The sequence below is a fragment of the Priestia sp. FSL R5-0597 genome (assembly GCF_038006305.1).
Lineage (GTDB): Bacteria > Bacillota > Bacilli > Bacillales > Bacillaceae_H > Priestia > Priestia zanthoxyli.
This window is the reverse complement of record NZ_JBBOUZ010000001.1, coordinates 4,546,235-4,571,728: the sequence shown is the minus strand read 5'-3', so window position 1 is coordinate 4,571,728 and position 25,494 is coordinate 4,546,235. Positions and strand designations below refer to the sequence as shown.

General features: G+C 38.1%; 23 protein-coding genes. 22 read left to right on the top strand and 1 reads right to left on the bottom strand.

The annotated features are described in order from the left end of the window. Positions 1–34 precede the first annotated feature (34 nt). The 6 genes from MKX72_RS24105 (at position 35) to MKX72_RS24080 (ending at position 6,740) form a co-directional block, all read left to right on the top strand. Entirely contained in the window at positions 35–1,264 is a 1,230-nt protein-coding gene (locus MKX72_RS24105) for an NAD(P)-dependent malic enzyme (RefSeq protein WP_028411786.1), read from the top strand. A 79-nt stretch (positions 1,265–1,343) separates the two neighbouring features. Beyond that, a complete protein-coding gene (locus MKX72_RS24100; RefSeq protein ID WP_028411785.1) occupies positions 1,344–1,946 on the top strand; it encodes a FadR/GntR family transcriptional regulator in 603 nt (200 codons plus the stop codon). 226 nt (positions 1,947–2,172) lie between these two features. Next, positions 2,173–3,054: an acetyl-CoA carboxylase, carboxyltransferase subunit beta gene (gene accD / locus MKX72_RS24095; protein ID WP_028411784.1), complete on the top strand. Its 882-nt coding sequence runs from the start codon at positions 2,173–2,175 to the stop codon at positions 3,052–3,054. Beyond that, a complete protein-coding gene (gene accA / locus MKX72_RS24090; protein ID WP_047749772.1) occupies positions 3,048–4,025 on the top strand; it encodes an acetyl-CoA carboxylase carboxyl transferase subunit alpha in 978 nt (325 codons plus the stop codon). The genes accD and accA overlap by 7 nt, the downstream gene beginning before the upstream one ends. Positions 4,026–4,504: 479 nt before the next feature. Beyond that, positions 4,505–6,265: a pyruvate kinase gene (gene pyk / locus MKX72_RS24085; protein WP_033579617.1), complete on the top strand. Its 1,761-nt coding sequence runs from the start codon at positions 4,505–4,507 to the stop codon at positions 6,263–6,265. Between the two features lie 82 nt (positions 6,266–6,347). Beyond that, on the top strand, positions 6,348–6,740 hold the full coding sequence (locus MKX72_RS24080; RefSeq protein WP_033579618.1) for an FxsA family protein: 393 nt from the start codon (positions 6,348–6,350) through the stop codon (positions 6,738–6,740). Between the two features lie 39 nt (positions 6,741–6,779). Here the strand turns inward: MKX72_RS24080 and ytvI are convergent, their stop codons facing one another. Continuing rightward, a complete protein-coding gene (ytvI, locus tag MKX72_RS24075) occupies positions 6,780–7,889 on the bottom strand; it encodes a sporulation integral membrane protein YtvI (RefSeq protein WP_154991851.1) in 1,110 nt (369 codons plus the stop codon). Positions 7,890–8,002: 113 nt separating this feature from the next. On the opposite strand from ytvI, the gene MKX72_RS24070 reads away from it, so the two are divergent. From MKX72_RS24070 to MKX72_RS23995, 16 genes are all read left to right on the top strand, one after another. Beyond that, entirely contained in the window at positions 8,003–8,464 is a 462-nt protein-coding gene (locus MKX72_RS24070; RefSeq protein ID WP_033579620.1) for a DUF441 domain-containing protein, read from the top strand. Between the two features lie 360 nt (positions 8,465–8,824). Continuing rightward, positions 8,825–9,943, top strand: a complete 1,119-nt coding sequence (gene citZ / locus MKX72_RS24065) for a citrate synthase (protein WP_033579621.1) — start codon at positions 8,825–8,827, stop codon at positions 9,941–9,943. 74 nt (positions 9,944–10,017) lie between these two features. After that, the gene (icd, locus tag MKX72_RS24060; protein WP_255255780.1) at positions 10,018–11,310 is read left to right on the top strand and encodes an NADP-dependent isocitrate dehydrogenase; all 1,293 of its coding nucleotides are present in this window, start codon (positions 10,018–10,020) and stop codon (positions 11,308–11,310) included. A gap of 28 nt (positions 11,311–11,338) precedes the next feature. Then, on the top strand, positions 11,339–12,277 hold the full coding sequence (gene mdh, locus MKX72_RS24055; protein WP_013059443.1) for a malate dehydrogenase: 939 nt from the start codon (positions 11,339–11,341) through the stop codon (positions 12,275–12,277). A gap of 133 nt (positions 12,278–12,410) precedes the next feature. Then, positions 12,411–12,887 (top strand): MaoC family dehydratase, encoded by a 477-nt coding sequence (locus tag MKX72_RS24050; RefSeq protein ID WP_098112321.1) that lies wholly within the window; start codon positions 12,411–12,413, stop codon positions 12,885–12,887. A gap of 178 nt (positions 12,888–13,065) precedes the next feature. Beyond that, positions 13,066–13,782, top strand: a complete 717-nt coding sequence (locus MKX72_RS24045; protein WP_013085192.1) for a response regulator transcription factor — start codon at positions 13,066–13,068, stop codon at positions 13,780–13,782. Further along, complete coding sequence (gene pnpS, locus MKX72_RS24040; RefSeq protein ID WP_028411777.1) at positions 13,775–15,547, top strand: two-component system histidine kinase PnpS; 1,773 nt, start codon at positions 13,775–13,777, stop codon at positions 15,545–15,547. Before MKX72_RS24045 ends, pnpS begins: the two co-directional genes overlap by 8 nt. Before the next feature lie 329 nt (positions 15,548–15,876). Further along, entirely contained in the window at positions 15,877–18,504 is a 2,628-nt protein-coding gene (gene polA, locus MKX72_RS24035) for a DNA polymerase I (protein WP_155007625.1), read from the top strand. 21 nt (positions 18,505–18,525) lie between these two features. Further along, the gene (gene mutM / locus MKX72_RS24030) at positions 18,526–19,359 is read left to right on the top strand and encodes a DNA-formamidopyrimidine glycosylase (RefSeq protein WP_028411775.1); all 834 of its coding nucleotides are present in this window, start codon (positions 18,526–18,528) and stop codon (positions 19,357–19,359) included. Positions 19,360–19,419: 60 nt separating this feature from the next. Beyond that, positions 19,420–20,049, top strand: a complete 630-nt coding sequence (ytaF, locus tag MKX72_RS24025) for a sporulation membrane protein YtaF (protein ID WP_033579623.1) — start codon at positions 19,420–19,422, stop codon at positions 20,047–20,049. Positions 20,050–20,072: 23 nt separating this feature from the next. Next, the gene (coaE, locus tag MKX72_RS24020; RefSeq protein ID WP_033579624.1) at positions 20,073–20,669 is read left to right on the top strand and encodes a dephospho-CoA kinase; all 597 of its coding nucleotides are present in this window, start codon (positions 20,073–20,075) and stop codon (positions 20,667–20,669) included. A gap of 275 nt (positions 20,670–20,944) precedes the next feature. Continuing rightward, positions 20,945–21,976 carry a glyceraldehyde-3-phosphate dehydrogenase gene (locus MKX72_RS24015; protein ID WP_013059435.1) on the top strand — a complete coding sequence of 344 codons (1,032 nt, stop codon included), beginning with the start codon at positions 20,945–20,947 and terminating at the stop codon, positions 21,974–21,976. Between the two features lie 425 nt (positions 21,977–22,401). Then, positions 22,402–22,782 (top strand): adenosylmethionine decarboxylase, encoded by a 381-nt coding sequence (gene speD / locus MKX72_RS24010; RefSeq protein WP_013059434.1) that lies wholly within the window; start codon positions 22,402–22,404, stop codon positions 22,780–22,782. A gap of 93 nt (positions 22,783–22,875) precedes the next feature. Continuing rightward, a complete protein-coding gene (locus MKX72_RS24005; RefSeq protein WP_028411774.1) occupies positions 22,876–23,262 on the top strand; it encodes a hypothetical protein in 387 nt (128 codons plus the stop codon). A 243-nt stretch (positions 23,263–23,505) separates the two neighbouring features. After that, positions 23,506–23,967, top strand: a complete 462-nt coding sequence (gene nrdR, locus MKX72_RS24000; protein ID WP_013059432.1) for a transcriptional regulator NrdR — start codon at positions 23,506–23,508, stop codon at positions 23,965–23,967. A 72-nt stretch (positions 23,968–24,039) separates the two neighbouring features. Continuing rightward, positions 24,040–25,467, top strand: a complete 1,428-nt coding sequence (locus MKX72_RS23995) for a replication initiation and membrane attachment family protein (RefSeq protein ID WP_033579625.1) — start codon at positions 24,040–24,042, stop codon at positions 25,465–25,467. The last annotated feature ends 27 nt before the right edge of the window (positions 25,468–25,494 follow it).

Genomic DNA, 25,494 nt, shown 5'->3' with positions numbered 1-25,494 from the left:
TTGTTATCATTTTGTTTATTGGGAGTGAAATTCATTGTCTTTACGTGAAGAAGCATTGCATATGCACCGCATTAACAAAGGTAAACTAGAATCAAAGTCCAAAATTCCTGTTCGAAACGCAGAGGATTTAAGCCTTGCTTATTCCCCTGGTGTAGCAGAACCTTGCAAAGAAATATATGATGATGTAAACAATGTATATGAATATACGATGAAAGGAAATATGGTAGCTGTTGTATCTGATGGCACTGCCGTATTGGGCTTGGGCAATATAGGCCCTGAAGCTGCTCTGCCAGTAATGGAAGGGAAAGCGGTCCTTTTTAAAAGTTTTGCCGGCGTAGATGCATTCCCAATTTGTTTAAACACGACAGATGTGGACAAAATTATAGAAACTGTTAAATTGCTAGAACCAACTTTTGGAGGCGTTAATTTAGAAGATATTGCGGCTCCTAACTGTTTTGAAATTGAAGAGCGGTTGAAAAAGGAAACAAATATCCCGGTTTTTCATGATGATCAGCATGGGACGGCTATTGTTACGGTAGCGGGTCTTCTTAATGCCCTGAAGCTGACAGGAAGAAAAATGTCACAAATCAAAGTAGTAGCGAATGGAGCAGGAGCTGCTGGTATTGCTATTATTAAATTATTATACAGCTATGGAGTGCGCGATATTATTATGTGTGATTCCAAAGGAACGATTTATGACAAGCGTCCTCACGGCATGAACCGTATAAAAGATGAAGTTGCAGCCTATACAAATCGAAGCAAAGTAGAAGGTACGTTAGCCGATGCGTTAGAAGAAGCTGATGTATTTATTGGAGTTTCGGTTGAAGGAGCACTCACATCGGAAATGATTGGAAAGATGAATCCAGACCCAATCATTTTTGCAATGGCAAATCCAGTGCCTGAAATTATGCCAGAAGAAGCTAAAAAAGCTGGCGCGAAAGTAATCGGCACCGGACGTTCAGATTTTCCTAATCAAGTGAACAATGTCTTAGCGTTTCCGGGGATATTCCGAGGTGCACTGGATGTGCGTGCTACTCATATTAATGAAAAAATGAAAATGGCTGCAGTTGAGGCCATTGCTAATTTAATTACGGAAGAGGACTTGAATACAGACTATGTGATTCCAGGGCCATTTGATGCACGAGTGGCTCCGGCAGTAGCCGCAGCTGTTGCAAAAGCAGCTATGGAAACAGGCGTTGCCCGAATAAAAGTAAAGCCAGAAGCCGTAGCTGAAAATACACGCCGTTTAGCGATTATTGAATAAGGTTACATCAACTGTTCTTTGACAGGCATGATGCTTCAAGCATGCCTGTTAAAGTAATGTAAAGTGAGTGGTAATAAACTTGAAGAATGAACGTTCAAAAGTATATGTAGAAATTCTAAAACAAATTCGCCAGCTAATGGAAGATGATCGTTTAACTACGGGTGATAAAATTCCGTCAGAACGAGAGCTTTCTGAACGGTTAGGCGCAGGACGTTCTTCCGTTCGAGAAGCGCTCAGAGCGTTAGAGCTAATTGGATTGATTGAAACTAGAAGAGGTGAAGGTACGTTTATTAAAGAAGTGGGAGATCATCAATTTATTGATTTATTAGCTACTTTTTTAATACAAGACGGCAAAACAAAGTCAGACTTAATTCAGACGAGATATATTCTGGAAAAAAGCTGTTTGTTTTCTGTTTTAGCGGAACAGAACAAAATCAATGTTTCAAAAGTAATTCAAAAGCAGAATGACGATCGCTTAAAGAACTTGTTTGACTATTTGTTTTCTTTGCAGCCTAATCGGCTATTGCACCGAATTTGGCTGATTATTTGCCGTTTTTCTCAAACCTTTCAACAAAACTCAGCGCCAAGCGACACTCTTATAAATGAATTAGTAGAGGCGCTAGTTAAAAAAGATGAAGCAGCTGTATTAAATCTTCACCATCAGTGCTACAAACAAGTGTGAAAGAAGGAATTTGTCGAAAGAGACATGCCATCTTTCTACACAAAATCAAACCGTCATCTAGTAAAGTAAATAGCAACTAATAAAGTGAAGCGAATAATTCATCCAATTTTTTCTTATATGTCGCTTGTTTTTGCGTTTGAGACGGGCTTTCATAACGTGTAAAGTAGAAGAAGAGGAAGAAGAAAGGTTCTTATGTTAAAGAAAAGAACCAAAAGGAGGTTACACCTTGTTACGAGATTTATTTACAAAAAACACAAAAACTCCAAAAAAACGAAAATATGCTACGATTCCTTCTGAGCATATGAGACAAGATGTACCTGAAGGGATTATGACCAAGTGTAAAAAGTGTAAGAAAATCATGTATACAAAAGAGTTAAATAAAAACTTAAAAGTATGCTTAAACTGTGGATATCACCATCAAATGACAGCACCAGAGCGTATTGAAAGCTTGATTGACAGCGGTACGTTTGTTGAATACGACAAAGATATGACGTCAGAAAATCCTCTTGGATTCCCGGACTATCTTGAAAAGCTCGAAAAAGATCGTGAGAAAACTAATTTAAGTGAAGCGATTGTTACGGGTGAAGGAGATATTGAAGGAATTAAAGTAGTGGTTGCTGTTATGGATTCACACTTCCGTATGGGAAGCATGGGTTCTGTAGTAGGTGAGAAAATTACTCGCGCCATTGAAAAAGCAAAGGAAATGCATGTCCCATTCCTTATTTTTACAGCTTCAGGCGGTGCACGTATGCAAGAAGGTGTTCTGAGCTTGATGCAAATGGCTAAAACTAGCGCAGCCCTTAAAATGTTCAGTGACGAAGGCGGCTTAATCATTTCGATCATGACACATCCTACTACAGGAGGAGTGTCAGCAAGCTTTGCTTCGCTAGGCGATTATAATTTAGCCGAGCCGGGCGCGTTAATTGGCTTTGCTGGAAGACGTATTATTGAACAAACAATTAGAGAAGAGCTTCCAGAAGATTTTCAGACGTCTGAATTTCTGTTGAAGCATGGTCAATTAGATGGAGTTATTGACCGTCACGATTTAAAAGACACGTTAACAACTATTTTAGATATACACGTAGCAGGAGGTGACATCGAGTGGTAAGTGAATTAGAGTTTGAACGTCCAATTGTTGAGTTACGCGACAAGATTGCAGAACTGAAAGAGTTTGCTAAAAATACAGAAGTGGATTTATCTAGCGAAATTGATAAGTTGGAAAAGCGCTTAGAAAAAGTAGAAAACGATATTTACAATCATCTAAGCCCGTGGAACCGTGTTCAAATTGCTCGTCATCCTGAGCGTCCTACAACACTCGATTATATTACTCGCTTGTTTACAAACTTTTTAGAGTGTCATGGAGATCGCTTTTATGGAGATGATGAAGCAATCGTAGGAGGAATTGCCAAGTTTAATGGCGTGCCTGTTACCGTGATTGGACATCAGAGAGGTAAAGATACGAAAGAAAATATTCGCCGTAATTTTGGTATGCCTCATCCTGAAGGCTACCGTAAAGCACTGCGTCTAATGAAGCAAGCGGAGAAATTTAACCGCCCAATTATTTGCTTTATTGATACAAAAGGAGCTTATCCAGGAAAAGCGGCAGAAGAACGCGGACAAAGCGAAGCTATTGCGAAAAATCTTTTCGAAATGGCTGGCTTAACTGTACCTGTTATTTGTATTGTCATTGGAGAAGGAGGAAGCGGAGGAGCCTTGGCATTAGGTTTAGGAAATCACCTTCATATGCTTGAGAACTCGACGTATTCAGTTATTTCTCCAGAAGGAGCGGCTGCCATTCTTTGGAAAGATTCTTCTCTTGCTAAAAAAGCTGCTGAAACGATGAAGATTACAGCACCGGATTTGAAAGAACTGGGTATTGTAGATGAAATGGTTTCAGAGGTAAAAGGCGGAGCTCATCGAGATATCGATGCACAAGCTGGATACATGGAAAGCATTATTAAGAAGTCATTAAAAGAACTGATGAATTTATCAAAAGAAGAGCTAGTGGAAGAGCGTTATTTAAAATACAAAAAAATCGGACAATTTGCAGCTGAAAACGATGCCATTACTATAAAATAAAGAAACGTGCACTCTTGAAAAATAAGGGTGCGCGTTTTTGTGCGGTTTGTATAGCCCTTCTCTATTGTGTTTACAAGTTCTTCGTGGTATTTTATAGACAGCAAAAACCTTTAAGTAAAAGTAGAAAAAGAGTGTTTTTTAAAAAATTCCTATGGTTATTAGCAGCTGTGCGAGCGTTTGTCTTTTCTCTAAAACGTGAGATATATAAGACAAATCAGGCAGCAAGTATTGCTGTATGAATTGCAGGGAATAGTAAAACAAGAAGCAAACGATGAAGAAATTCATCGTTAAAGTGCTGTGTATTTGTTTGCTATTTGATTCAGCGCTATGTAGGTATTTCATAAGTTACACGTAAAGCAAGGTGAACAGGTTAAGGCAACAAAATATTTGTTCACAGCCTGCTTGTAAAAGGTTAGTAAAGGAAATAGCTGTTTGCTCTACCTAAAGAGTAAATAGTAAATATATAGGAGGAAATTTGAATGCGTAAAACTAAAATTGTATGTACTATTGGACCAGCGAGTGAAAGTGTAGAAAAATTAGTTGAACTAATTAACTCAGGCTTAAACGTTTGTCGCCTAAACTTCTCTCACGGTGACTTTGAAGAGCATGGTGCACGTATCGTTAACATTCGTGAAGCTGCGAAACAAACAGGTAAAACAGTAGGTATCTTACTTGATACAAAAGGACCTGAAATTCGTACAAACACAATGGAAAATGGTGCAATTGAGTTAGAAGAAGGCGCTGAAATCATTGTTTCTATGACAGAAGTAGTGGGAACAACTGAAAAATTCTCAATTACATATCCAGGTCTAATTGATGACGTACACGTAGGATCAAAAATCCTTTTAGATGACGGTTTAATCGGTCTTGAAGTACTAGACATCAATAAAACTGATGGTGAAATCAAAACGAAAGTACTTAACCCTGGTACATTAAAAAATAAAAAAGGTGTAAACGTGCCAAACGTAAGTGTAAACCTTCCTGGTATCACTGAAAAAGATGCAAACGATATTGTATTTGGTATCGAACAAGGCATTGATTTTATCGCTGCTTCTTTTGTGCGTCGTGCATCTGATGTATTAGAAATTCGTGAACTACTAGAAAAACACAATGCAGCTCACATTCAAATCATCTCAAAAATCGAAAACCAAGAAGGCGTAGATAACATCAAAGAAATCCTTGAAGTTTCAGACGGCTTAATGGTTGCTCGTGGTGACTTAGGAGTAGAAATTCCTGCTGAAGAAGTACCATTAGTACAAAAAGATCTAATCAAACAATGTAATGCACTTGGCAAACCAGTTATTACAGCTACACAAATGCTTGATTCAATGCAACGCAACCCGCGCCCGACTCGTGCGGAAGCAAGTGACGTTGCCAATGCTATTTTTGATGGTACAGATGCAATTATGTTATCTGGTGAAACAGCTGCGGGTTCTTACCCAGTTGAAGCTGTACAAACAATGCATTCAATCGCTTCTCGTGCTGAGCAAGCTCTAAACTACTCTGAGATTTTACAACAGCGCAGCAAGCAAGTTGGCCCATCTATTACAGATGCAATCGGACAATCTGTTGTACACACAGCGCTTAACTTAAACGCTAGTGCAATCGTAGCGCCAACAGAAAGTGGTTATACAGCGAAAATCGTTTCTAAATATCGTCCGCAATCTCCAATCGTAGCTGTTGCAGCAAACGATTCTGTTGCACGTCGTCTTTCTCTAGTATGGGGTGTTACACCAGTTGTTGGTGAGCGCGTAAGTACAATTGACGATATGTTAGATCACGCTGTAAATGACGCAGTAAAAACAGGCGTTGTAGCACACGGTGATTTAGTTGTTATTACTGCTGGTGTTCCAGTTGGAGAATCAGGTGCAACGAACTTAATGAAAGTTCAAGTTGTAGGTGACGTTCTGGCTAAAGGACAAGGAATTGGTCGTAAAGCAGCAGTTGGTAAAGTAGTTATTGCTAAAACTGCTGAAGAAGCAAATGCAAAAATGACTGAAGGTGCTATCCTTGTTACAAACAGCACAGATCGCGATATGATCAGTGCAATCGAAAAAGCAGGGGCTCTTATTACGGAAGAAGGCGGTCTAACAAGCCATGCAGCTGTAGTAGGATTAAACTTAAGCATTCCTGTCATTGTAGGTGTAGAAAACGCAACAAGCGTATTCTCAGAAGATCAAGATATTACAGTTGATGCTTCACGTGGTGTTGTATACAACGGACACGCAAGCGTACTGTAAGAAACACGTAGATGATTGAAAAAAAGAGAAGGGGAAATCCTTCTCTTTTTGTTTAGGCAATTCAATAAGCGAAGAGGTGATGATGGTGAGGAAGCTTCTTCCGCTCCTTCTTATTGTACCTGCTGTTGAGGTGATGATTTTGATTTATTCAAGTCATCTCATTGGTGTAATGTCAACATTTTTACTGATTATTGCTACCAGTTTTATTGGTGCGTTTCTAGCGAAAAAACAAGGAACATCTCTTTTTCAAAAAGCACAGCGTCAGATGAGCCAAGGACATGTTCCAAGCGGTGAAATCCTTGATGGTATGTGTGTACTATTTGGCGGTTTGTTTCTACTGTTTCCAGGCTTCTTGACAGATGTTGTAGGCTTTATCTTTTTACTGCCGTTTACACGCAAAATCGTTAAGCCTTTCCTTTTAACGTGGCTAAGAAGATTTTTTCAAGGACGTAATCGAATGACGATTATTCGTTAACTAGAAAGTGTGTGAAAGAAGCTTCTTTCACACACTTTTTCATTTTCCTATAATAAACTGCCACGTTTCTTTAAAAACTCCCGTTGTATGAAGTGTTTTTAGAATAACAAGAATAACAGGGCCAACTATTAATCCAAAAAATCCAATCAATTGATATCCTACAAATAAAGAAATTAATGTAGCAAGAGGGTCAAGACCAATGCTCGATGACAGAATCTTGGGCTCCATAATTTGTCGCTGCACAAGTACTACAGCATATAGTACCGAAAGTCCTACAGCAAATGACACATTATCTGTTGCAAACGCATAAATCATCCAAGGAACAAAAACCAGTCCTGTTCCGAGGTAAGGAAGAATATCTACTAAGCCGATTAATAAAGCGACTGTAATAGCATAATCAACCTTAAGAACAAGTAAACCAAAAAGAACGATGATGGTGGTAATCGAAATAAGCGTAAGCTGAGCTTTAATAAAACCAAACAGTGCATTTTTAAGCTCCATAACAACTGTCTGTCCATTTTCTCTTACTTTTTTAGGAATAAACACGCTGCTTTTAGCCATCAGCTTGTACCAATCTTTACTAATAAAAAAAGTAGCCAGCAATGAAAAAATAATCACAGTAGCTGCATTAGGCAATACGGATAAAAATACTGGGATGCTTTGCAATACATTTTGCAGAAAATCGCCCACCGTTTGAGCGATATGGTTGCCTACCCCTTTAATGTTCGATAAAATAGTTGCTTGCTGACCGGTATTTAAGTTATTAAACATAGAAGTAATGCGTTCATAAAACGGAAGTATTTGTTCTGTAGCAATATTTTCAATAAATATGACCACTTCTTTGAAATTTGTGGGAACAACTTTCGCTAAATACGTACTTCCTGCAATAATCTCTGTGATAAGTAACGTAATAAGTCCAGCCAAAAGAGAGAAGATAAGAACCATTGACAGTAAAACAGCTAAGTAGCGTGGTAAGCGCAGCTTTAATTCAAATAGATTAACCATAGGATTTATAAAAAAAGCGATGCAGCAGGCGATAATAAATGGATAGAGGAGAGAAGAGACATAATAACTAAGAAATACAGCTGCTGCAATAATTACCAACACACAAGCTAAGCGAAATAGGCGATGTAAATGAAGCTTGTACACAATAAATAGAGGCCTCCTTGTAAACGATAGTCAACAAAAGAAAAAGCTACTCATAAAATAGTTACGTAATACGCTTTAGAATTATCACAATAAAAAAAGAAAGGATGAGTAAAATGTTTTCACAACCGATGCTTTTTTTAGCTGTTTTACTCGTAATTGGATTAGTGGCTAAAAATCAATCATTAATCATTGCAGTTGCATTTTTACTTATTTTAAAATTAATCGGGTTAGACAGTAAGGTTTTTCCGTTTCTACAATCAAAAGGAATTAATATTGGGGTAACGGTGATTACAATTGCCGTTCTTGTGCCAATTGCAACAGGAGACATAGGGTTTAAACAATTAGGAGAAGCTGTGAAATCTTCTTATGCCTGGATTGCTCTAGGAGCCGGCATTGCTGTAGCAATTATTGCCAAATATGGGCTTACGCTCTTGGAAGATGATCCGCATATTACGACCGCTTTAGTTTTTGGCACAATTCTTGCTGTGGCGCTGTTTCAAGGGGTAGCAGTAGGTCCGTTAATCGGTGCTGGAATTGCTTATTTATTTATGAAATTAACTGAACTTTTTTCGTAGAAATTTTTGTATAATAATAATTTTTTTAAAATTTCTTCTCTCTTTTGATTCACAAAAGTCAGATAATTGTTTATAATATATTTTGAGGCCGCATCTTTTTACATACAATTGTATGTTTTACCTATAGGGCTGTAACAAAGCAATGACACATGCAGATGTTTTAATTTTGTGTGTTATTGAAACAAATGGAAATGTAAGCATTTTCTTTACGTGGGGTGAAGGAATGTTCTTCCAAGATATATATTCAAAAGAGGCGCTTCGTATATCATTTAATGTCTAGTTGAGCAGAAGCTCAATTTTGTTTTTCACGTTTTACACAGAAAGGTATGGGGAATTTTTTCTGTAAAGGAGTGGAGATTTATGACAGCAACTCGAGGTCTAGAAGGGGTAGTCGCTACAACGTCAGCAGTAAGTTCAATTATTGATGACACTTTAACATATCAAGGCTACAATATTGATGATTTAGCGAATTATGCAACATTTGAAGAAGTGGTGTATTTACTATGGCACGGAAAATTACCTAATAAAGAAGAATTATCTGTGTTTTCTAGATTACTAGCAGAAAACGCTAAATTACCCCAAGAAGTCTTAAATCATTTCAAAACTTATCCAATTCAAGATGTTCATCCAATGGCAGCTTTAAGAACAGTCGTATCACTATTGGGGTTGTACGATCCTGAAGCTGATTTAATGGATGAAGAAGCAAATTATCGCAAAGCTGTTCGTTTGCAAGCACAATTACCAACAGTGGTGACGGCTTTTTCAAGAGTTCGCAACGGATTAGAGCCAATTGAGCCAAACGAAAATTATAGCATTGCCGCTAACTTTTTATATATGTTAACCGGCGAAGAGCCAACTGATATCCAAGTAGAAGCGTTTGATAAAGCACTTGTCTTACACGCTGACCATGAGCTAAATGCTTCAACTTTTACAGCGCGTGTCTGTGTGGCAACGTTATCCGATATTTATTCAGGGATTACAGCCGCTATTGGGGCGTTAAAGGGTCCTCTTCACGGGGGAGCGAATGAAGCTGTTATGAAAATGTTGTCTGACATTCAAACAGTTGAAAACGCAGAACCTTACATTCGCGAAAAGCTCGCGAAAAAAGAAAAGATTATGGGATTTGGACATCGTGTGTATCAGCAGGGTGATCCTCGTGCCAAGCACTTGAAAGAAATGTCTGAAAAACTTACAAAACAAGCAGGAGATACAACGCTATACGATATGTCAGTGAAAATTGAGGAAATCGTAACAGGCGAGAAGAAGCTTCCGCCAAACGTTGATTTCTATTCAGCTTCTGTATACCACAGCTTAGGTATTGATCACGATTTATTTACTCCGATTTTTGCCGTAAGCCGCGTATCAGGATGGATTGCTCACATTTTAGAGCAGTATTCAAACAATCGTTTGATTCGTCCAAGAGCTGATTATATCGGTCCTGGAAAACAAACGTACATTCCGCTTGAAGAGCGCAGCTAAACAATGTGACGAAGGTGCTCACGTTCGTTGAGCACTTTTCCATAAGTGAAAGTAGACAATTTTTTAAGGAGGTCATTCTCATGACAAAAGGTGAACAAATTTCTGTAGCAAACGGCGTTTTAAACGTACCAAATAACCCAATTATTCCATTTATCGAAGGTGACGGAATTGGTCCGGATATCTGGGCAGCAGCTTCCCGCGTATTAGAAGCAGCAGTTGCAAAAGCATACAATGGTGAAAAAGAAATCGTTTGGAAAGAAGTATTAGCAGGTGAAAAAGCATTTAATCAAACTGGCGAATGGTTACCGGAAGAAACGTTAGATGCAATTCGCGAATACATAATTGCAATCAAAGGACCATTAACGACACCAGTAGGCGGTGGAATTCGTTCTCTAAACGTGGCATTGCGTCAAGAATTAGACTTATTCACATGCTTACGTCCTGTTCGCTACTTTGACGGCGTACCTTCTCCAATTAAGCGCCCAGAAGATACAGATATGGTTATCTTCCGTGAAAATACTGAAGATATTTATGCTGGTATTGAATATGCGAAGGGTTCTGAAGAAGTACAAAAACTTGTTTCATTCCTACAAACGGAATTAGGCGTAAATAAAATCCGTTTCCCTGAAACTTCTGGATTAGGTATTAAGCCTATTTCTTCTGAAGGAACAGAGCGTCTTGTGCGTGCAGCAATCAACTATGCGATTGAACAGGGCCGCAAGTCTGTTACGCTTGTACACAAAGGTAACATTATGAAATATACAGAAGGCGCATTTAAAAATTGGGGCTATGAGCTAGCTGAAAAAGAATTCGGCGATAAAGTATTTACTTGGGCTCAATATGACCGCATCGTTGAAAAAGAAGGTGCACAAGCTGCAAACAAAGCTCAAGCAGAAGCGGAAGCAGCAGGAAAAATTATTGTAAAAGATTCTATTGCAGATATCTTCTTACAACAAATTTTAACTCGTCCACGTGAATTCGATGTAGTAGCAACAATGAACTTAAATGGAGATTACATTTCAGATGCATTAGCAGCACAAGTTGGCGGTATCGGAATTGCTCCAGGAGCAAACATCAACTATGAAACTGGACATGCTATCTTTGAAGCAACTCACGGTACAGCACCTAAATATGCTGGTTTAGATAAAGTAAACCCATCTTCTGTATTATTATCAGGTGTGTTAATGCTTGAACACCTTGGCTGGAATGAAGCAGCGGATCTAATCATGAAATCAATGGAAAAAACAATTGCTTCAAAAGTAGTAACATATGATTTCGCACGTTTAATGGACGGCGCAACAGAAGTGAAGTGTTCAGAGTTTGCTGATGAATTAATTAGCAATCTAGGAAAACAAGTAACAGTTTAATAGCTATTCATTTAGGGGAGGAATTATAATGGCAAATATGCGTAAAAAAGTATCTGTTATCGGAGCGGGCTTTACAGGAGCTACAACTGCTTTTTTAATTGGTCAAAAAGAATTAGCTGATGTTGTATTAGTTGATATTCCGCAATTAGAAAATCCAGCTAAAGGTAAAGCGCTGGATATGTTAGAAGCAAGTCCTGTACAAGGCTTTGACGCTAACATTACAGGAACAGCCAACTACGAAGACACAGCTGATTCTGACATTGTCATTATTACAGCTGGTATCGCGCGTAAGCCAGGTATGAGTCGCGATGATTTAGTCACAACGAACCAAAAAATTATGAAGTCTGTTACTCAAGAAGTTGTTAAATACTCGCCAAACTGTCACATTATCGTGTTAACAAACCCGGTAGATGCTATGACGTACACAGTATTTAAAGAATCTGGTTTTCCTAAAAACCGCGTAATCGGTCAATCAGGCGTATTAGATTCTGCACGTTTCCGTACGTTCGTAGCGCAGGAGTTAAACATTTCAGTGAAAGATATCACAGGTTTTGTACTTGGTGGACATGGCGACGATATGGTACCTCTTGTACGCTACTCATATGCTGGCGGTATTCCTCTTGAAACGCTTATTCCAAAAGCGCGTCTTGAAGCAATTGTTGAAAGAACACGCAAAGGCGGCGGCGAGATCGTTAACTTATTAGGCAACGGAAGTGCGTACTACGCTCCTGCTGCTTCTTTAGTGGAAATGACAGAAGCGATCTTAAAAGATCAGCGTCGTATTTTACCAGCGATTGCTTACCTAGAGGGTGAATATGGTTATAACGGCATCTACTTAGGTGTTCCGACCGTATTAGGAGCTGCAGGAATTGAGCAAGTAATTGAATTAGAACTTACTGATTCTGAAAAAGCTGCGTTAGATCAATCAGCAAAATCAGTCAAAACTGTCATGGGTGTATTAGCTTAATACAATAAAGTAGGTTTGAGTATAGGTTTTTATAGATATTCAAACAATAGTCACAAGGAAAATTCGAGGGAAACCTCGAATTTTTCTTGTATATAAAGAAAAACTATTACTTTATACAAAAGGTGGAATGATGATGGTATTAGGTAAAAAACAAAAAATAGGTCGAAGTCTTGAAGATATAAAAGTTGGAGAAAAATTAACGCTAACTGAACGAATTGAAGATAAAGATATCTTATTGTACTTAGGGCTGACAAATGATTCTAACCCTTTATACATTCAGCATGATTATGCATCTCAGACACCTTTTAAGAAACCTATTGTGCCAAGCATTATGATTACCGGTATTATGACAGCAGCCATTTCAAAGTACTTGCCCGGACCTGGAAGCCATGTTGCAGAACATACGGTTGCCTTTCCTAAAAAAATTCATCATTATAGTACGATTGAATTTTTATTTGAAGTCACAGAGGTAGATGTTTCTTCTAAAACTGTTACGATTGAAGTAGAAGCGGTCAATGAACAAAAAGAGAAAGTAGTAACGGCTCGGTTTCTTGTGTATCCGCCGCTTAGACTTCCATCAGTAGAGACACATGACTTTGAAAATTTTTAAAACGCCCTAAATATTGATAAATATAGAAGAAGCTCTTTAGCCATATTTTCTGAAAATGTTGAAATGTATTGGAGAACGAGGCTAAAACATTGTATGATAAGAGAAGATAAATAGAAAATAATATCATTTGGGTGAAGCTGCGGTTTAATTTAACTAGATGGAGGCTTATATCGTTAATATGAGTAAGAAATTATTAGTCGTAGATGATGAACAATCAATTTCAACATTATTACAATATAATTTACAACAAGCTGGCTTTACAGTAGAAACAGCTGAAGACGGGGAAGAAGGATACAACAAGGCATTAGAAGGAAAACCTGATTTAATTGTGTTAGACTTGATGCTTCCTAAAATGGATGGAATTGAAGTTTGTAAAAAGCTTCGTCAGCAAAAAGTGATGACGCCTATTTTAATGTTAACTGCAAAAGACGATGAGTTTGACAAGGTATTAGGGCTAGAACTTGGCGCAGATGACTACATGACGAAACCATTTAGTCCTCGAGAAGTAGTAGCCCGTGTAAAAGCCATTTTACGCAGAACACAAATTATTGCTCAGGAAAATGAACAGGAGGAAGATGGCGAACGCATCATGATTGGTGATTTAAAAATTCTTCCAGATCATTATGAGGCCTACTTTAATCAAGAGCAGCTTGAGCTTACTCCGAAAGAATTCGAGTTATTATTATATTTGGCAAAATACAAAGGACGGGTATTAACTCGTGATCAGCTGCTGAGTGCAGTGTGGAATTATGATTTTGCCGGAGATACGCGAATTGTAGATGTGCACATCAGCCATCTGCGTGAGAAAATTGAACATAATACGAGAAAACCGGTTTATATAAAAACGATTAGAGGATTAGGATATAAGCTGGAGGAACCAAAGGTAGATGAATAAATTTCGTTCAAGGCTACTTTTGGCTCTATTAGTACTTATTATTATTGTATTAGTAGGTCTTGGCCTGCTGCTGGGGCAGTTGTTTAAAAACTTTTATTTTCAAACGTTTCAAGAGCGAATGGAAAAAGAAGCAAAGCTTGTGGAAATGTACATTAGTGAAGAAGGCATCACAAGTCCTGCTTTAAAATCTAAAGTTGATCAAATCAGTCATTCGCTAAGTGTACGAACGACTGTCGTTCAAAAAGATGGAAAAATATTAGTTGACTCAAATCCAGGTAGCAAGCAGCAAAGAATCGAAAAAAGTATTGTAATCCAACAAGTATTAAAAAAGCAGTTAAACAGCAAAAAAAGCTTTGATCAAATTAAAGAAGATTACGACTTATATTACTATGGTATCCCGCTTATTATAGAAGGTAAGCAAGAGGGGTTTGTTGTTTTGAGTACATCGTTTGATTCATTAAAACAAGTAAATCAGCAAATCTGGGGGCTTCTTATTGGAAGCTTAGGTCTAGCTTTGATTGTGATTTTACTCTTAGGTGTAAAGATTATGGGGCGCTATACCCGTCCTATTGAATCGGCAACCAAGGTGGCTATGGAACTTGCAAAAGGGAATTATAAAGCTCGTACATATGAAGATTATGTAGATGAAACAGGGATGCTGAGTCAGTCTATTAACGCACTTGCTCGTAATCTGCAAGAGTCTATCACTAATCAAGAAATGCAGCAGGACAGGCTGCGCACGCTAATTGAAAATATGGGAAGCGGTATGCTTCTTATCGATAGTCGAGGCTATATAAACTTAGTGAACCGAGCTTATAAAGAGCAGTTTCATATACATCCGGACGACTTCCTTTATCACTTGTATTATGAGGTATTTGAGCACAAAGAAATCATTAAACTTGTGGAAAAAATATTTATGACCGAAGTAAAGGTTCGAAAACAAGTCGTTTTGCCTTTAAATATTGAACGAAGATATTTTGATGTTTACGGAGCGCCGATTATTGGCTTAAACGATGAATGGAAAGGCATTGTGCTTGTTTTCCATGATATTACCGAGCTGAAAAAACTAGAACAAGTGCGCCGTGACTTTGTAGCGAATGTGTCTCATGAACTAAAAACACCTATTACGTCCATTAAAGGGTTTAGTGAGACATTGTTAGACGGTGCCATGGAAGATCCAAAGCTGCGAGAGCAGTTTCTATCTATTATTCTAACGGAAAGCCAGCGCATGGAGAGCCTGATTCAAGATCTTTTGGATTTATCTAAAGTTGAACAGCAAGGTTTTAAACTAAGCATTCATTCAGTAGATTTGAATACCCTTCTCTATGAGGTCATAACAGTGCTATCGAACCGAGCGAATGAAAAAGAAATCACTCTAACGTTAGATACGCTTCCTGAAGAAGCGTGGATTGATGGTGACAGTCAGCGCCTTATGCAAGTGTTCGTTAACTTAATTGGCAATGCGCTCATGTATACAATGCCTGGAGGAACCGTTCACGTTTCGCTTGAAGAGGAAGAAGAAACGATTACGGTTCATGTTCAAGATACAGGTATCGGTATTGATTCTGATGAAATTTCACGTATTTTTGAGCGTTTTTACAGAGTAGATAAAGCAAGAAGCCGCAATTCCGGAGGAACAGGTCTTGGATTAGCAATTGTTAAACATCTTGTTGAAGCTCATAAAGGGGAAATTGAAGTGAAAAGTGAAGTCAATAAAGGGACAACTTTTTCGGTGAAGCTGCACAAGTATTTGCCGCAGATGTAAAATGTTTACGTTCCTTTTACAATTTATTTAATGTAGCTTAATAATTAATTGATACAATTTTTCATGGAAACCCCTTCATCCAAGGAGCCAATATGTAAGGCGAAAATAGCTTTAACCGTGCTATTTTCGCCGATTCTTTTTGACAATTTCTATCCATTCACATGCTACACCGCCTAAAATAACCAGGCGGTGTTTTTTATTTTATGATGTATAGATCTTATCACCATATGAAAATAAAACGTTGAATTCAAGAGTACTTTTTGTTCTTAAAGCTTATTGTTTGCTAAAATAAAGGTAAGATAAGAAGAGAGCGAAATGGAGGAACATGAATGACACAAAAACTAGTATTAATTGACGGGAATAGTATTGCCTACCGTGCATTTTTTGCTTTGCCGCTTTTAAACAATGATAAAGGAATACATACAAATGCCATATACGGCTTTACTACAATGCTGACACGTATTTTAGAGGAAGAGAAGCCAACGCATTTACTGGTGGCTTTTGATGCAGGGAAAACAACGTTTCGTCACAAAACATTTACAGAATATAAAGGAGGCAGACAAAAGACGCCTCCTGAACTTTCAGAGCAGTTTCCCTTTATTCGTGAGTTATTAGATGCATATGGAATTAAGCGCTATGAACTGCCTGAGTACGAAGCAGATGATATTATCGGTACACTTTCAAAACAAGCAGAACAAAAAGGAATGGCCGTGAAAGTCATTTCCGGTGATAAAGATTTACTTCAGCTTGTGTCAGAGCATGTAACCGTAGATATTACGAGAAAAGGAATTACGGATGTGGATTCCTATACGCCTGCAGCCATTGATGAAAAATATGGAATCACGGCTGCGCAAATCATTGATATGAAGGGTCTTATGGGAGACAGCTCAGATAATATCCCAGGTGTGCCTGGAGTTGGAGAAAAAACAGCCTTAAAGCTATTAAAAGAGTTTGAAACCGTTGAAAATGTATTGCAATCTATCGATCAAGTCAGCGGTAAAAAATTAAAAGAAAAGCTAGAAGATAATCGTGAATCAGCCATCATGAGTAAAAAGCTTGCAACTATTTATTGCGAAGCGCCTCTTGAAGTATCTGTAGAAGATGCGAAATATGACGGGTTTGAATCTTCAAAGGTCATCTCTTTATTTAAAGAGCTTGGGTTTAATTCTCTGCTTGCTAAATTTGGTGAATCAGCAGAAGAGGAAGCAGATTTTGAAGAACTGACGTTTGAAATAGTGCAGGAAGTTCACGATGATATGTTAACAAGCGAAGCAGCTCTGATCGTAGAAGGTTATGAAGAAAACTATCATCACAATCAGCTGCTCGGTTTTGGAATCAGCAACAAAAACGGCCACTATTTTATTGATAAAGACACAGCTCTTTCATCTTCCAAGTTTACAGCATGGCTAGAAGATGAAGATGTAAAAAAGACGGTATTTAATGGAAAACGTACGATTGTATCGTTAAAATGGGCGGGGCATGAAATTAAAGGAATTGAACATGATGTAATGGTTGCTTCTTACATCTTAAATCCCGCTGAAGCAAATGATGACCTAGCGACAATTGCAAAATTAAAAGGATATCATCAAGTGCAATCAGATGAAGCTGTGTATGGAAAAGGAGCTAAGCGAAGCATTGCGGAAGCTGCTCAGCTAGCTGAGCATGTTATAAGAAAAGCAGCCGCCGTAGCTTATTTAAAAGAAGTGTTGGAAAAAGAATTGGTTGAAAATGAACAGTTTGAGCTGTTTGAAAAGCTTGAAATGCCTCTTGCCATTGTCCTTGCCGATATGGAATATCAAGGGGTGAAAATTGATCGGGCGCGTTTGGATGAAATGGGCGAAGATCTTCGAGAACAGCTTGAAAAAATTGAAGCGAAAATCTACGAATACGCTGGACAAGAATTCAATATTAATTCACCAAAGCAGCTAGGAGTTGTTCTTTTTGAAAAAATGCAGCTTCCAGTCATAAAGAAAACAAAAACAGGCTATTCCACATCAGCTGATGTATTAGAGCAATTAGCTAGCGCCCATGATATTATCCCAGAGATTTTACAATACCGTCAGCTAGGAAAATTACAGTCTACGTATATCGAAGGGTTAAAAAAGGTTATTCATGAAAGCGATGGAAAAGTTCATACCCGCTTTAATCAAACGTTAACTCAAACGGGAAGGTTAAGCTCAGTAGATCCTAACTTGCAAAACATCCCGATTCGTCTTGAAGAAGGTAAAAAAATAAGAGGTGCGTTCGTGCCTTCACAGCCTGATTGGTTAATATTTGCGGCGGATTATTCACAAATTGAGCTGCGCGTACTGGCTCATATTGCAAATGATGAAAAGCTAATTGATGCGTTTAAGCATGACTTAGATATTCATACGAAAACAGCGATGGATGTGTTCCACGTCGAAAGAGAAGAAGTAACGTCGAATATGCGCCGTCAGGCTAAAGCAGTTAATTTTGGAATCGTCTATGGCATCAGTGATTACGGTTTATCGCAAAGTTTAGGAATTACAAGAAAAGCAGCGGCTACTTTTATTGAACGCTATTTAAAAAGCTTCCCGGGTGTACAGGAGTATATGGATACGATTGTGCGCGATGCAAAAGAAAAGGGATACGTAACAACGCTCTTGCACCGCCGCCGTTACTTGCCTGAAATCACGAGCCGAAACTTTAACCTCCGCAGCTTTGCTGAGCGTACAGCTATGAATACGCCTATTCAAGGGACAGCAGCTGACATTATTAAAAAAGCAATGATCGAAATGGATAAGCGCTTAAAAGATGAAAATCTTCAGGCTAAGCTGCTGCTTCAAGTACACGATGAGCTGATTTTTGAAGCCCCAGAAGAAGAAATTAAAATTTTAGAGAAAATCGTACCAGAAGTAATGGAGCATGCTTTAGAGCTAGAAGTTCCGTTGAAAGTAGATTATTCTTACGGAAAGACTTGGTACGAAGCAAAGTAGTGGAAAAAGGATGTGACAAACGTGCCAGAATTACCAGAAGTTGAGACCGTCAGACGTACGTTGATTGAATTAGCCAGTGGTAAGACCATTGAGCGTGTAACCGTTAAATGGCCTAATATTATCAAACGTCCTGAGCAAGTTGAGCAGTTTTGTGACGCGCTTGTTGGACAAACCATTCGAGATGTTGAACGCAGAGGTAAGTTTTTGAAAATTGTACTCGATGATTATACGATGGTTTCTCATCTGCGTATGGAAGGAAAATATGCTCTCCATGAAAATGCAGACGAACCAGATAAGCATGTACACGTCTTTTTTCACTTCACCGACGGAACAGAATTACGATACCGGGATGTAAGGAAATTTGGTACCATGCACTTATTTAAAAAGGGAGAGGAAGATCTGTTTCCTCCTCTTATTGGCCTTGGACCTGAACCGTTTGACGAAACATTTAATCCAAGTCAGTTAAAAATGCGAATCGGCAAAACCTCTCGAAAAATCAAGCCGGTTTTACTCGATCAAAATGTCGTGGTTGGGCTAGGGAATATTTATGTAGATGAAGCACTATTTCGCGCAGGGATTCACCCTGAACGAGTGGCCAGCCAATTAACAGACGAAGAGTATGAAAAATTGTACGAAGAAATTGTAGCGACCCTTCAAGAAGCGGTGAAACAAGGGGGAAGCACAATTCGCACGTATGTAAACACACAGGGGCAAATAGGCATGTTTCAGCAGCAGCTTTACGTGTACGGAAGAAAAGGCGAATCCTGTAAAATTTGCGGTACCCCAATTGAAAAATTTGTTGTAGGCGGTAGAGGAACACATATCTGCCCAAATTGTCAGCCGGCTAAAAAATAACAATGGATGGGCTCCTTTCATATACTACGTATAGACAGAAAGGAAAGGAGTCCTCTCATCATGATAACATTTTCTTTACTTATTCTTGCTTTTGCCGTAAGTCTTGACAGCTTTAGCGTTGGCCTGACATACGGACTTCGAAAGGTGAAAATCCCGCTGAAATCCATTTTTATTATTTCATGTTGCTCAGCATTTTCTTTAATGTTTTCTATGTTTTTAGGAAAGGTACTTACGCATCTATTTTCAGTGGATGTACTAAATAAAGTAGGCGGAGGTATTCTTGTTCTACTTGGAATGTGGATTTTATACCAGTTTTTTTGTCCGGCAGATTCATCTCGAGTGAAAGAAGAAAAAACATTAGTGAAAATTGAAATTAAGTCAATTGGCTTAGTCATTAACGTATTGAAAAAACCAACGGCAGCAGATTTAGATAATTCAGGTTCCATCACTGGGATTGAAGCATTTATACTTGGAATTGCATTATCTCTTGATGCATTTGGAGCAGGGTTTGGAGCAGCTTTATTAGGTTATTCGCCGTATGCTTTAGCAATTGCTGTAGCTCTTATGAGTTCACTTTTTTTAAGTGCTGGCATACAGTTTGGCAAAGTTTTTTCACGTTTATCATGGATGAAAATGTTTTCCTTTTTACCGGGAGTTCTGCTTATTATTTTAGGTATTTTTAGATTTTAAATAAAGCGATAAAGGAGAGGCCAATGTCAATTGTAATTGGATTAACGGGCGGAATTGCTAGTGGAAAAAGTACGGTAACCGGAATGCTGAGAGATATTAATATTCCAGTAATCGATGCTGACCACATTGCAAAAGAAGTCGTCGAACCAGGAAAAGAAGCATATAACCAAATCGTAGAGACGTTCGGCCGTGCCATTCTTCACGAAAATGCGGAGATCAATCGAGCGGCTTTAGGGGGAATTGTGTTTTCTCAAGAGGAAGAACGTAAAAAGTTGAATGCAATTGTACACCCTGCGGTAAGAAAAGAAATGCTTTCTCAAAAGGAAAGGTATATCGAGGAAGGATATGATGCTGTGGTATTAGATATTCCGCTGCTGTTTGAAAGTGATTTGACGCATTTAGTCGATAAAGTAGTGGTTGTATATGTCGATGAGCCTGTGCAGCTAGAAAGGTTAAAATCTCGTAATGATCTCTCGACGAAAGATGCCTATGCACGTATCCACGCACAGCTGCCTTTGATTCAAAAAGTAGCCTTAGCCGATGCGGTGATCAATAACAACGGACCTGTAGAGGAAACAAAACAACAGCTTTTAAGTATATTAGCCCTATGGCTAGATTAAAGAGGCTGAGATAAACGTATGTTAGCTGAAGGGAAATCCGAACGAGCTTGATTCTTGAGGTAGAATCAAGCTCGTTCGGATTTTTTTATTGAGAATATTTACGAGCTTCTAAAAAAGAATGTGTTAAATATCTGTTCTCGCTATATACATATAGTAAAACTTAATTAAAATAATTTATTAAAAAAAATTAATATTATTCACTTTTTAAATATTTATGTTATACTATTCAATATAAAAAGTTAAATAGTATAACACATATAGAGAGGGGTATAGCCATGAAAGCACGTATTGCCATTAATGGTTTTGGGAGAATAGGAAGAATGGTTTTTCGCACAGCGATTATAGAGGAGAATTTAGATATTATTGCTATAAATGCATCTTATCCAGCAGAAACATTAGCACATTTAATCAAATATGACTCTATACACGGACCATTTAATGGAGATGTTAAATGTGATGATGATGCGCTAATTGTTAACGGTAAAAGAATCCAGCTATTAAATTCACGCGATCCGCTGAATTTGCCTTGGAAAGAGCTTGGGATTGATTTAGTTGTTGAAGCGACAGGGAAATTTAATTCAAGAGAAAAAGCGCAGTTACATATTGAAGCAGGTGCTAAAAAAGTTGTCTTAACGGCACCGGGTAAACAAGAAGATATTACTATTGTGATGGGCGTAAACGAACGAGAGTTTGATGTGAATCAGCATAACATTATCTCTAATGCCTCTTGTACGACAAATTGTCTAGCTCCAGTTGTCAAGGTGTTAGACGAAGCGTTCACAATTGAAAACGGTTTAATGACGACCGTTCACGCATATACAAATGATCAAAAGAATATTGATAACCCGCATAAAGACTTGCGAAGAGCCCGTGCGTGTGCTCAATCAATTATTCCTACAACAACTGGAGCAGCCAAGGCGCTTTCATTAGTTCTTCCTCATTTAAAAGGAAAGCTTCATGGAATGGCGCTGCGCGTTCCTACGCCGAACGTATCGCTTGTCGATTTAGTTGTGGATGTAAGGAAACCTGTGACGATGGAAGATGTTAATCTAGCGTTCATTAAAGCTGCTGAAGGACCATTAAAGAATATTTTAAATTTAACAATGGAACCACTCGTATCAATTGACTTTAATACAAATCCTCATTCAGCGATTGTAGATGGACTATCGACTATCGTAATGGAAGATCATAAAATTAAAGTGTTAGCTTGGTACGATAACGAGTGGGGCTACTCTCAGCGCGTAGTCGATTTGGTAAGATATATTGCTGCAGAAATGCGTAATGGATCAAAGATAAGAGTAAGCTAAGAAAGCTATAGATTGCTTTTTAAAAAAAACAGGGAGCTATCGCCCTGTTTTTTTTGTTTTTATTCAAAAGAATAGGGAAAAGCAATAAGATAATCATGCAAAGGAGTGTTTCTTTTCCTCAATTTTAATAAAAAAATGAATAGTCGTTTAGCAGCTTTTACACACTGTCTCACGAGAATACAGGGGTAATTTGTATAGGTCTATCTGCGGGAACAATCTTTAATAAAATCAAAACACGTATTGCAAAATAAATGTAAACAAAGTATACTATGTTTCGTGAACTTCTTGTGTACCTTTCGGTGATGTGGCTACTTAAAGGGTTAGGACCTCTTTGGACTAACTTTCCCCCGTGGTAGTTAACATGCTATATGGCGAAAGAACTTCATGTTTAACGATTAAAAATTGTTAAAGGGGGAAATATCATTATGGAAACAATGGGTCGTCATGTCATCTCAGAATTATGGGGATGCGATTTCGATAAGTTAAATGATATTGATTATATTGAAAAAACGTTTGTTGATGCAGCTTTAAAATCTGGTGCGGAAGTTCGCGAAGTAGCGTTCCATAAATTTGCACCTCAAGGTGTAAGTGGCGTTGTTATTATTTCAGAATCACATTTAACGATTCACAGCTTCCCAGAGCATGGTTATGCAAGTATCGATGTTTATACTTGTGGTCATTTAGATCCTACAATCGCAGCAGATTATATTGCAGATGCTCTAAGTGCACAGACACGTGAAACAATTGAATTACCACGTGGAATGGGTCCTGTTCAGGTAAAACAAACTAAAGCGAATGCACTTTAATAGTGTCGATTGATTACGTAAGTTAAGAGGTGTATTACACACCTCTTTTTAGTATATAAATTTTTAATATGCAAAAACAAAGGGGATAACAACATGGGGGTAGTACAAGTAGTTAAATCTTTATTTTCTAATCATGTAGAAACAAGCGATCGTCATTCAGATCCGACTCTAAAAACGCATTATTACAAAACAACGGCTGGGAATGCATTTAAGCAAGTTCATGAAATGTTGAAGCATATGCAAGGGATAGAGATACTTGCTGCGTATGAAGAGCGAGGAGAAATTAGCTTAAACGTTGTAAAAGGAAGAAAAGCTTTTGTTGTGATTACCATTATTAGCGTACGTCCTCTTGAAACCGCTATCGATTTTTCTGCTACAACAGAGTCAAAAGTGGTGCCAGTTGATTTTGGTTTTAGCAAAGAACTTGTACGTACGCTTTATAAGAGCTTTGATCAAAAACTTATTCCTCTTTCTTCGTAAGTTCCTTATCATTTTTGAATTTCAGGAAATAAAATGGGGAAATTCCTTTTCCTTTACTTGTATTCAAGCCTTGTTTTCTATAAGATGGAATAAAGTAAATCCTTTAATATAGCATCGTGTTTGATAAAGGAAATGATGATGATAATCATAATAAATGGCGAATAGCCGGCTAACATAGATGAAAATTAACTTATATGAGAGAAAATAAAAAGAAAAACAAGGTTTATTATTGGAGCTGAGAATATGAAGTGCCCATCCTGTCATTACAATGGAACGAGAGTGCTGGACTCGCGCCCTGTAGAAGAAGGCCGCTCTATTCGTAGAAGACGTGAATGCGAAGAGTGTCACTATCGTTTTACAACTTTTGAGAAAGTAGAAGAACTTCCGTTAATTGTTGTAAAAAAAGATGGAGCGAGAGAAGAGTTCAGCAAAGACAAAATCCTTCGAGGGTTAATTAAGGCGTGTGAAAAACGCCAAGTAAGCTTAAAACAACTGGAAGATACCGTACACGATATTGAAACAGAGCTGCGCAGTCAGGGTACATCAGAGGTGCAGTCAGATGTGGTAGGAGAAATGGTGATGGAGCGATTAGCTGCTATCGATGAAGTCTCTTATGTTCGATTTGCTTCGGTATACCGACAATTTAAAGACATCAATGTATTTATTGATGAATTAAAAGATTTAATTAAGAAGGAACGACTGTAAAAGAGCTATTGAAGTATTCTTTAGGCTCTTTTTTTGTCATTTCTATTACTTTAAAAGTAGGTAGGGAACGACATGAAAGAACAACATTGGAAAGAAATGATACCGGTCGATCGTTATGTTGTTCGTTCGAGCGGCATACTGCAGGAATACGACCGAAAGATTTTAACAATGCTCTATCAGCCGTTGGTGGGTACGACGTGTTTTGGTTTGTATATGACGCTATGGAGCGAGCTGGAACAAGATCGTTTATGGGGAAAAGAGTCTACGCATCATCACCTAATGTCAATGATGCAAATTAATTTGAAAGCTATTTACCATGAGCGGTTAAAATTAGAAGGTATTGGTTTGTTAAAAACATATATTAAGGAAGAAGATGATGTTCGTGTGTTCATTTATGAGCTCATTCCTCCTCTTACGCCCCATCAGTTCTTTAACGATGGCGTGTTAAATGTATATTTATATAACCGACTAGGAAAATCCATCTTTCAAAAAATAAAAAATTATTTTTCGGATTCACTCGTGGATGATCAATCGTTCAAAGATGTGACGCATTCATTTAACGATGTATTTAAATCAGTTAAAGCAACGGAGCTGGCTCCAAGTTTTCAGTCTGAAAGCAAGGATGTATTTTCTCCTGATGCTCAAACGGACTTTATAGATTCTTCAAACCGTGCTTCTATTGAGATGAGCCCGGATTCCTTTGATTTTGATTTATTTTTAGCAGGCCTAACAGATTCAATGATTTCGAAAAGGTCCATTACATCTAAAGTAAAACAAGCGATTGAAAAGTTAGCTTTTTTATACGGCATTGATCCTCTTCAAATGAAAAATGTAGTGCTCGATTCGCTAAATGAGAATGATCAAGTTGATATTGAATTGCTTAGAAAAGCAGCACAGTCCTTTTACCAATTTGAAAATGGAGAAGCACTTCCCAATCTAAGCGAACAAATTCAGCCTCCTATGCTTCGTACTATGCAGGAAAAGCAGCCTCAGACTAAGGAAGAGCAGCTCATTCAACAGCTAGAAGTCACCTCTCCTCGACAGCTATTGATCGAGTTTTCAGGGGGGGCAGAGCCATCAAAAGCAGATTTGCAAATGATTGAAGAAGTGATGTTTAATCAAAAGCTTTCACCAGGGGTAGTAAATGTTCTGATTTACTATGTTATGCTAAGGTCCGATATGAAATTATCTAAGAGCTATGTAGAGAAAATTGCTGGACACTGGGCGCGCAAAAAGGTACAAACTGTTCAAGATGCCATGAATTTAGCTAAAAATGAACAGAAAGAATATCAGAACTGGACCGAGGCAAAGCAAAATAAAAAAACGGCCGGACGAAAAATTGTGCGTAAAGAAATGGTGCCAGAGTGGTTGAGCGATGAAGAAAAAGAAGAGAAAAAGCAGCCTTCAAAAGAAGTGGATGGATTTGAAGAAGAAAAACGAAAGCTACAAGAAGAGCTCAAGCAGTTAGATCAAGAGCTAAAACAAAAGCATAAAGAATAAAAAGCAGGTATGATAGAGATGAGGTGA

Coding starts and splice junctions, on each gene's coding strand:
- nrdR (WP_013059432.1), top strand. CDS start 23,506: ATGAAGTGCCCATCCTGTCATTACAATGGAACGAGAGTGCTGGACTCG.
- citZ (WP_033579621.1), top strand. CDS start 8,825: ATGACAGCAACTCGAGGTCTAGAAGGGGTAGTCGCTACAACGTCAGCA.
- MKX72_RS24005 (WP_028411774.1), top strand. CDS start 22,876: ATGGGGGTAGTACAAGTAGTTAAATCTTTATTTTCTAATCATGTAGAA.
- pyk (WP_033579617.1), top strand. CDS start 4,505: ATGCGTAAAACTAAAATTGTATGTACTATTGGACCAGCGAGTGAAAGT.
- mdh (WP_013059443.1), top strand. CDS start 11,339: ATGGCAAATATGCGTAAAAAAGTATCTGTTATCGGAGCGGGCTTTACA.
- pnpS (WP_028411777.1), top strand. CDS start 13,775: ATGAATAAATTTCGTTCAAGGCTACTTTTGGCTCTATTAGTACTTATT.
- MKX72_RS24070 (WP_033579620.1), top strand. CDS start 8,003: ATGTTTTCACAACCGATGCTTTTTTTAGCTGTTTTACTCGTAATTGGA.
- speD (WP_013059434.1), top strand. CDS start 22,402: ATGGAAACAATGGGTCGTCATGTCATCTCAGAATTATGGGGATGCGAT.
- coaE (WP_033579624.1), top strand. CDS start 20,073: ATGTCAATTGTAATTGGATTAACGGGCGGAATTGCTAGTGGAAAAAGT.
- MKX72_RS24080 (WP_033579618.1), top strand. CDS start 6,348: ATGGTGAGGAAGCTTCTTCCGCTCCTTCTTATTGTACCTGCTGTTGAG.
- MKX72_RS23995 (WP_033579625.1), top strand. CDS start 24,040: ATGAAAGAACAACATTGGAAAGAAATGATACCGGTCGATCGTTATGTT.
- MKX72_RS24050 (WP_098112321.1), top strand. CDS start 12,411: ATGGTATTAGGTAAAAAACAAAAAATAGGTCGAAGTCTTGAAGATATA.
- MKX72_RS24045 (WP_013085192.1), top strand. CDS start 13,066: ATGAGTAAGAAATTATTAGTCGTAGATGATGAACAATCAATTTCAACA.
- ytaF (WP_033579623.1), top strand. CDS start 19,420: ATGATAACATTTTCTTTACTTATTCTTGCTTTTGCCGTAAGTCTTGAC.
- polA (WP_155007625.1), top strand. CDS start 15,877: ATGACACAAAAACTAGTATTAATTGACGGGAATAGTATTGCCTACCGT.
- MKX72_RS24015 (WP_013059435.1), top strand. CDS start 20,945: ATGAAAGCACGTATTGCCATTAATGGTTTTGGGAGAATAGGAAGAATG.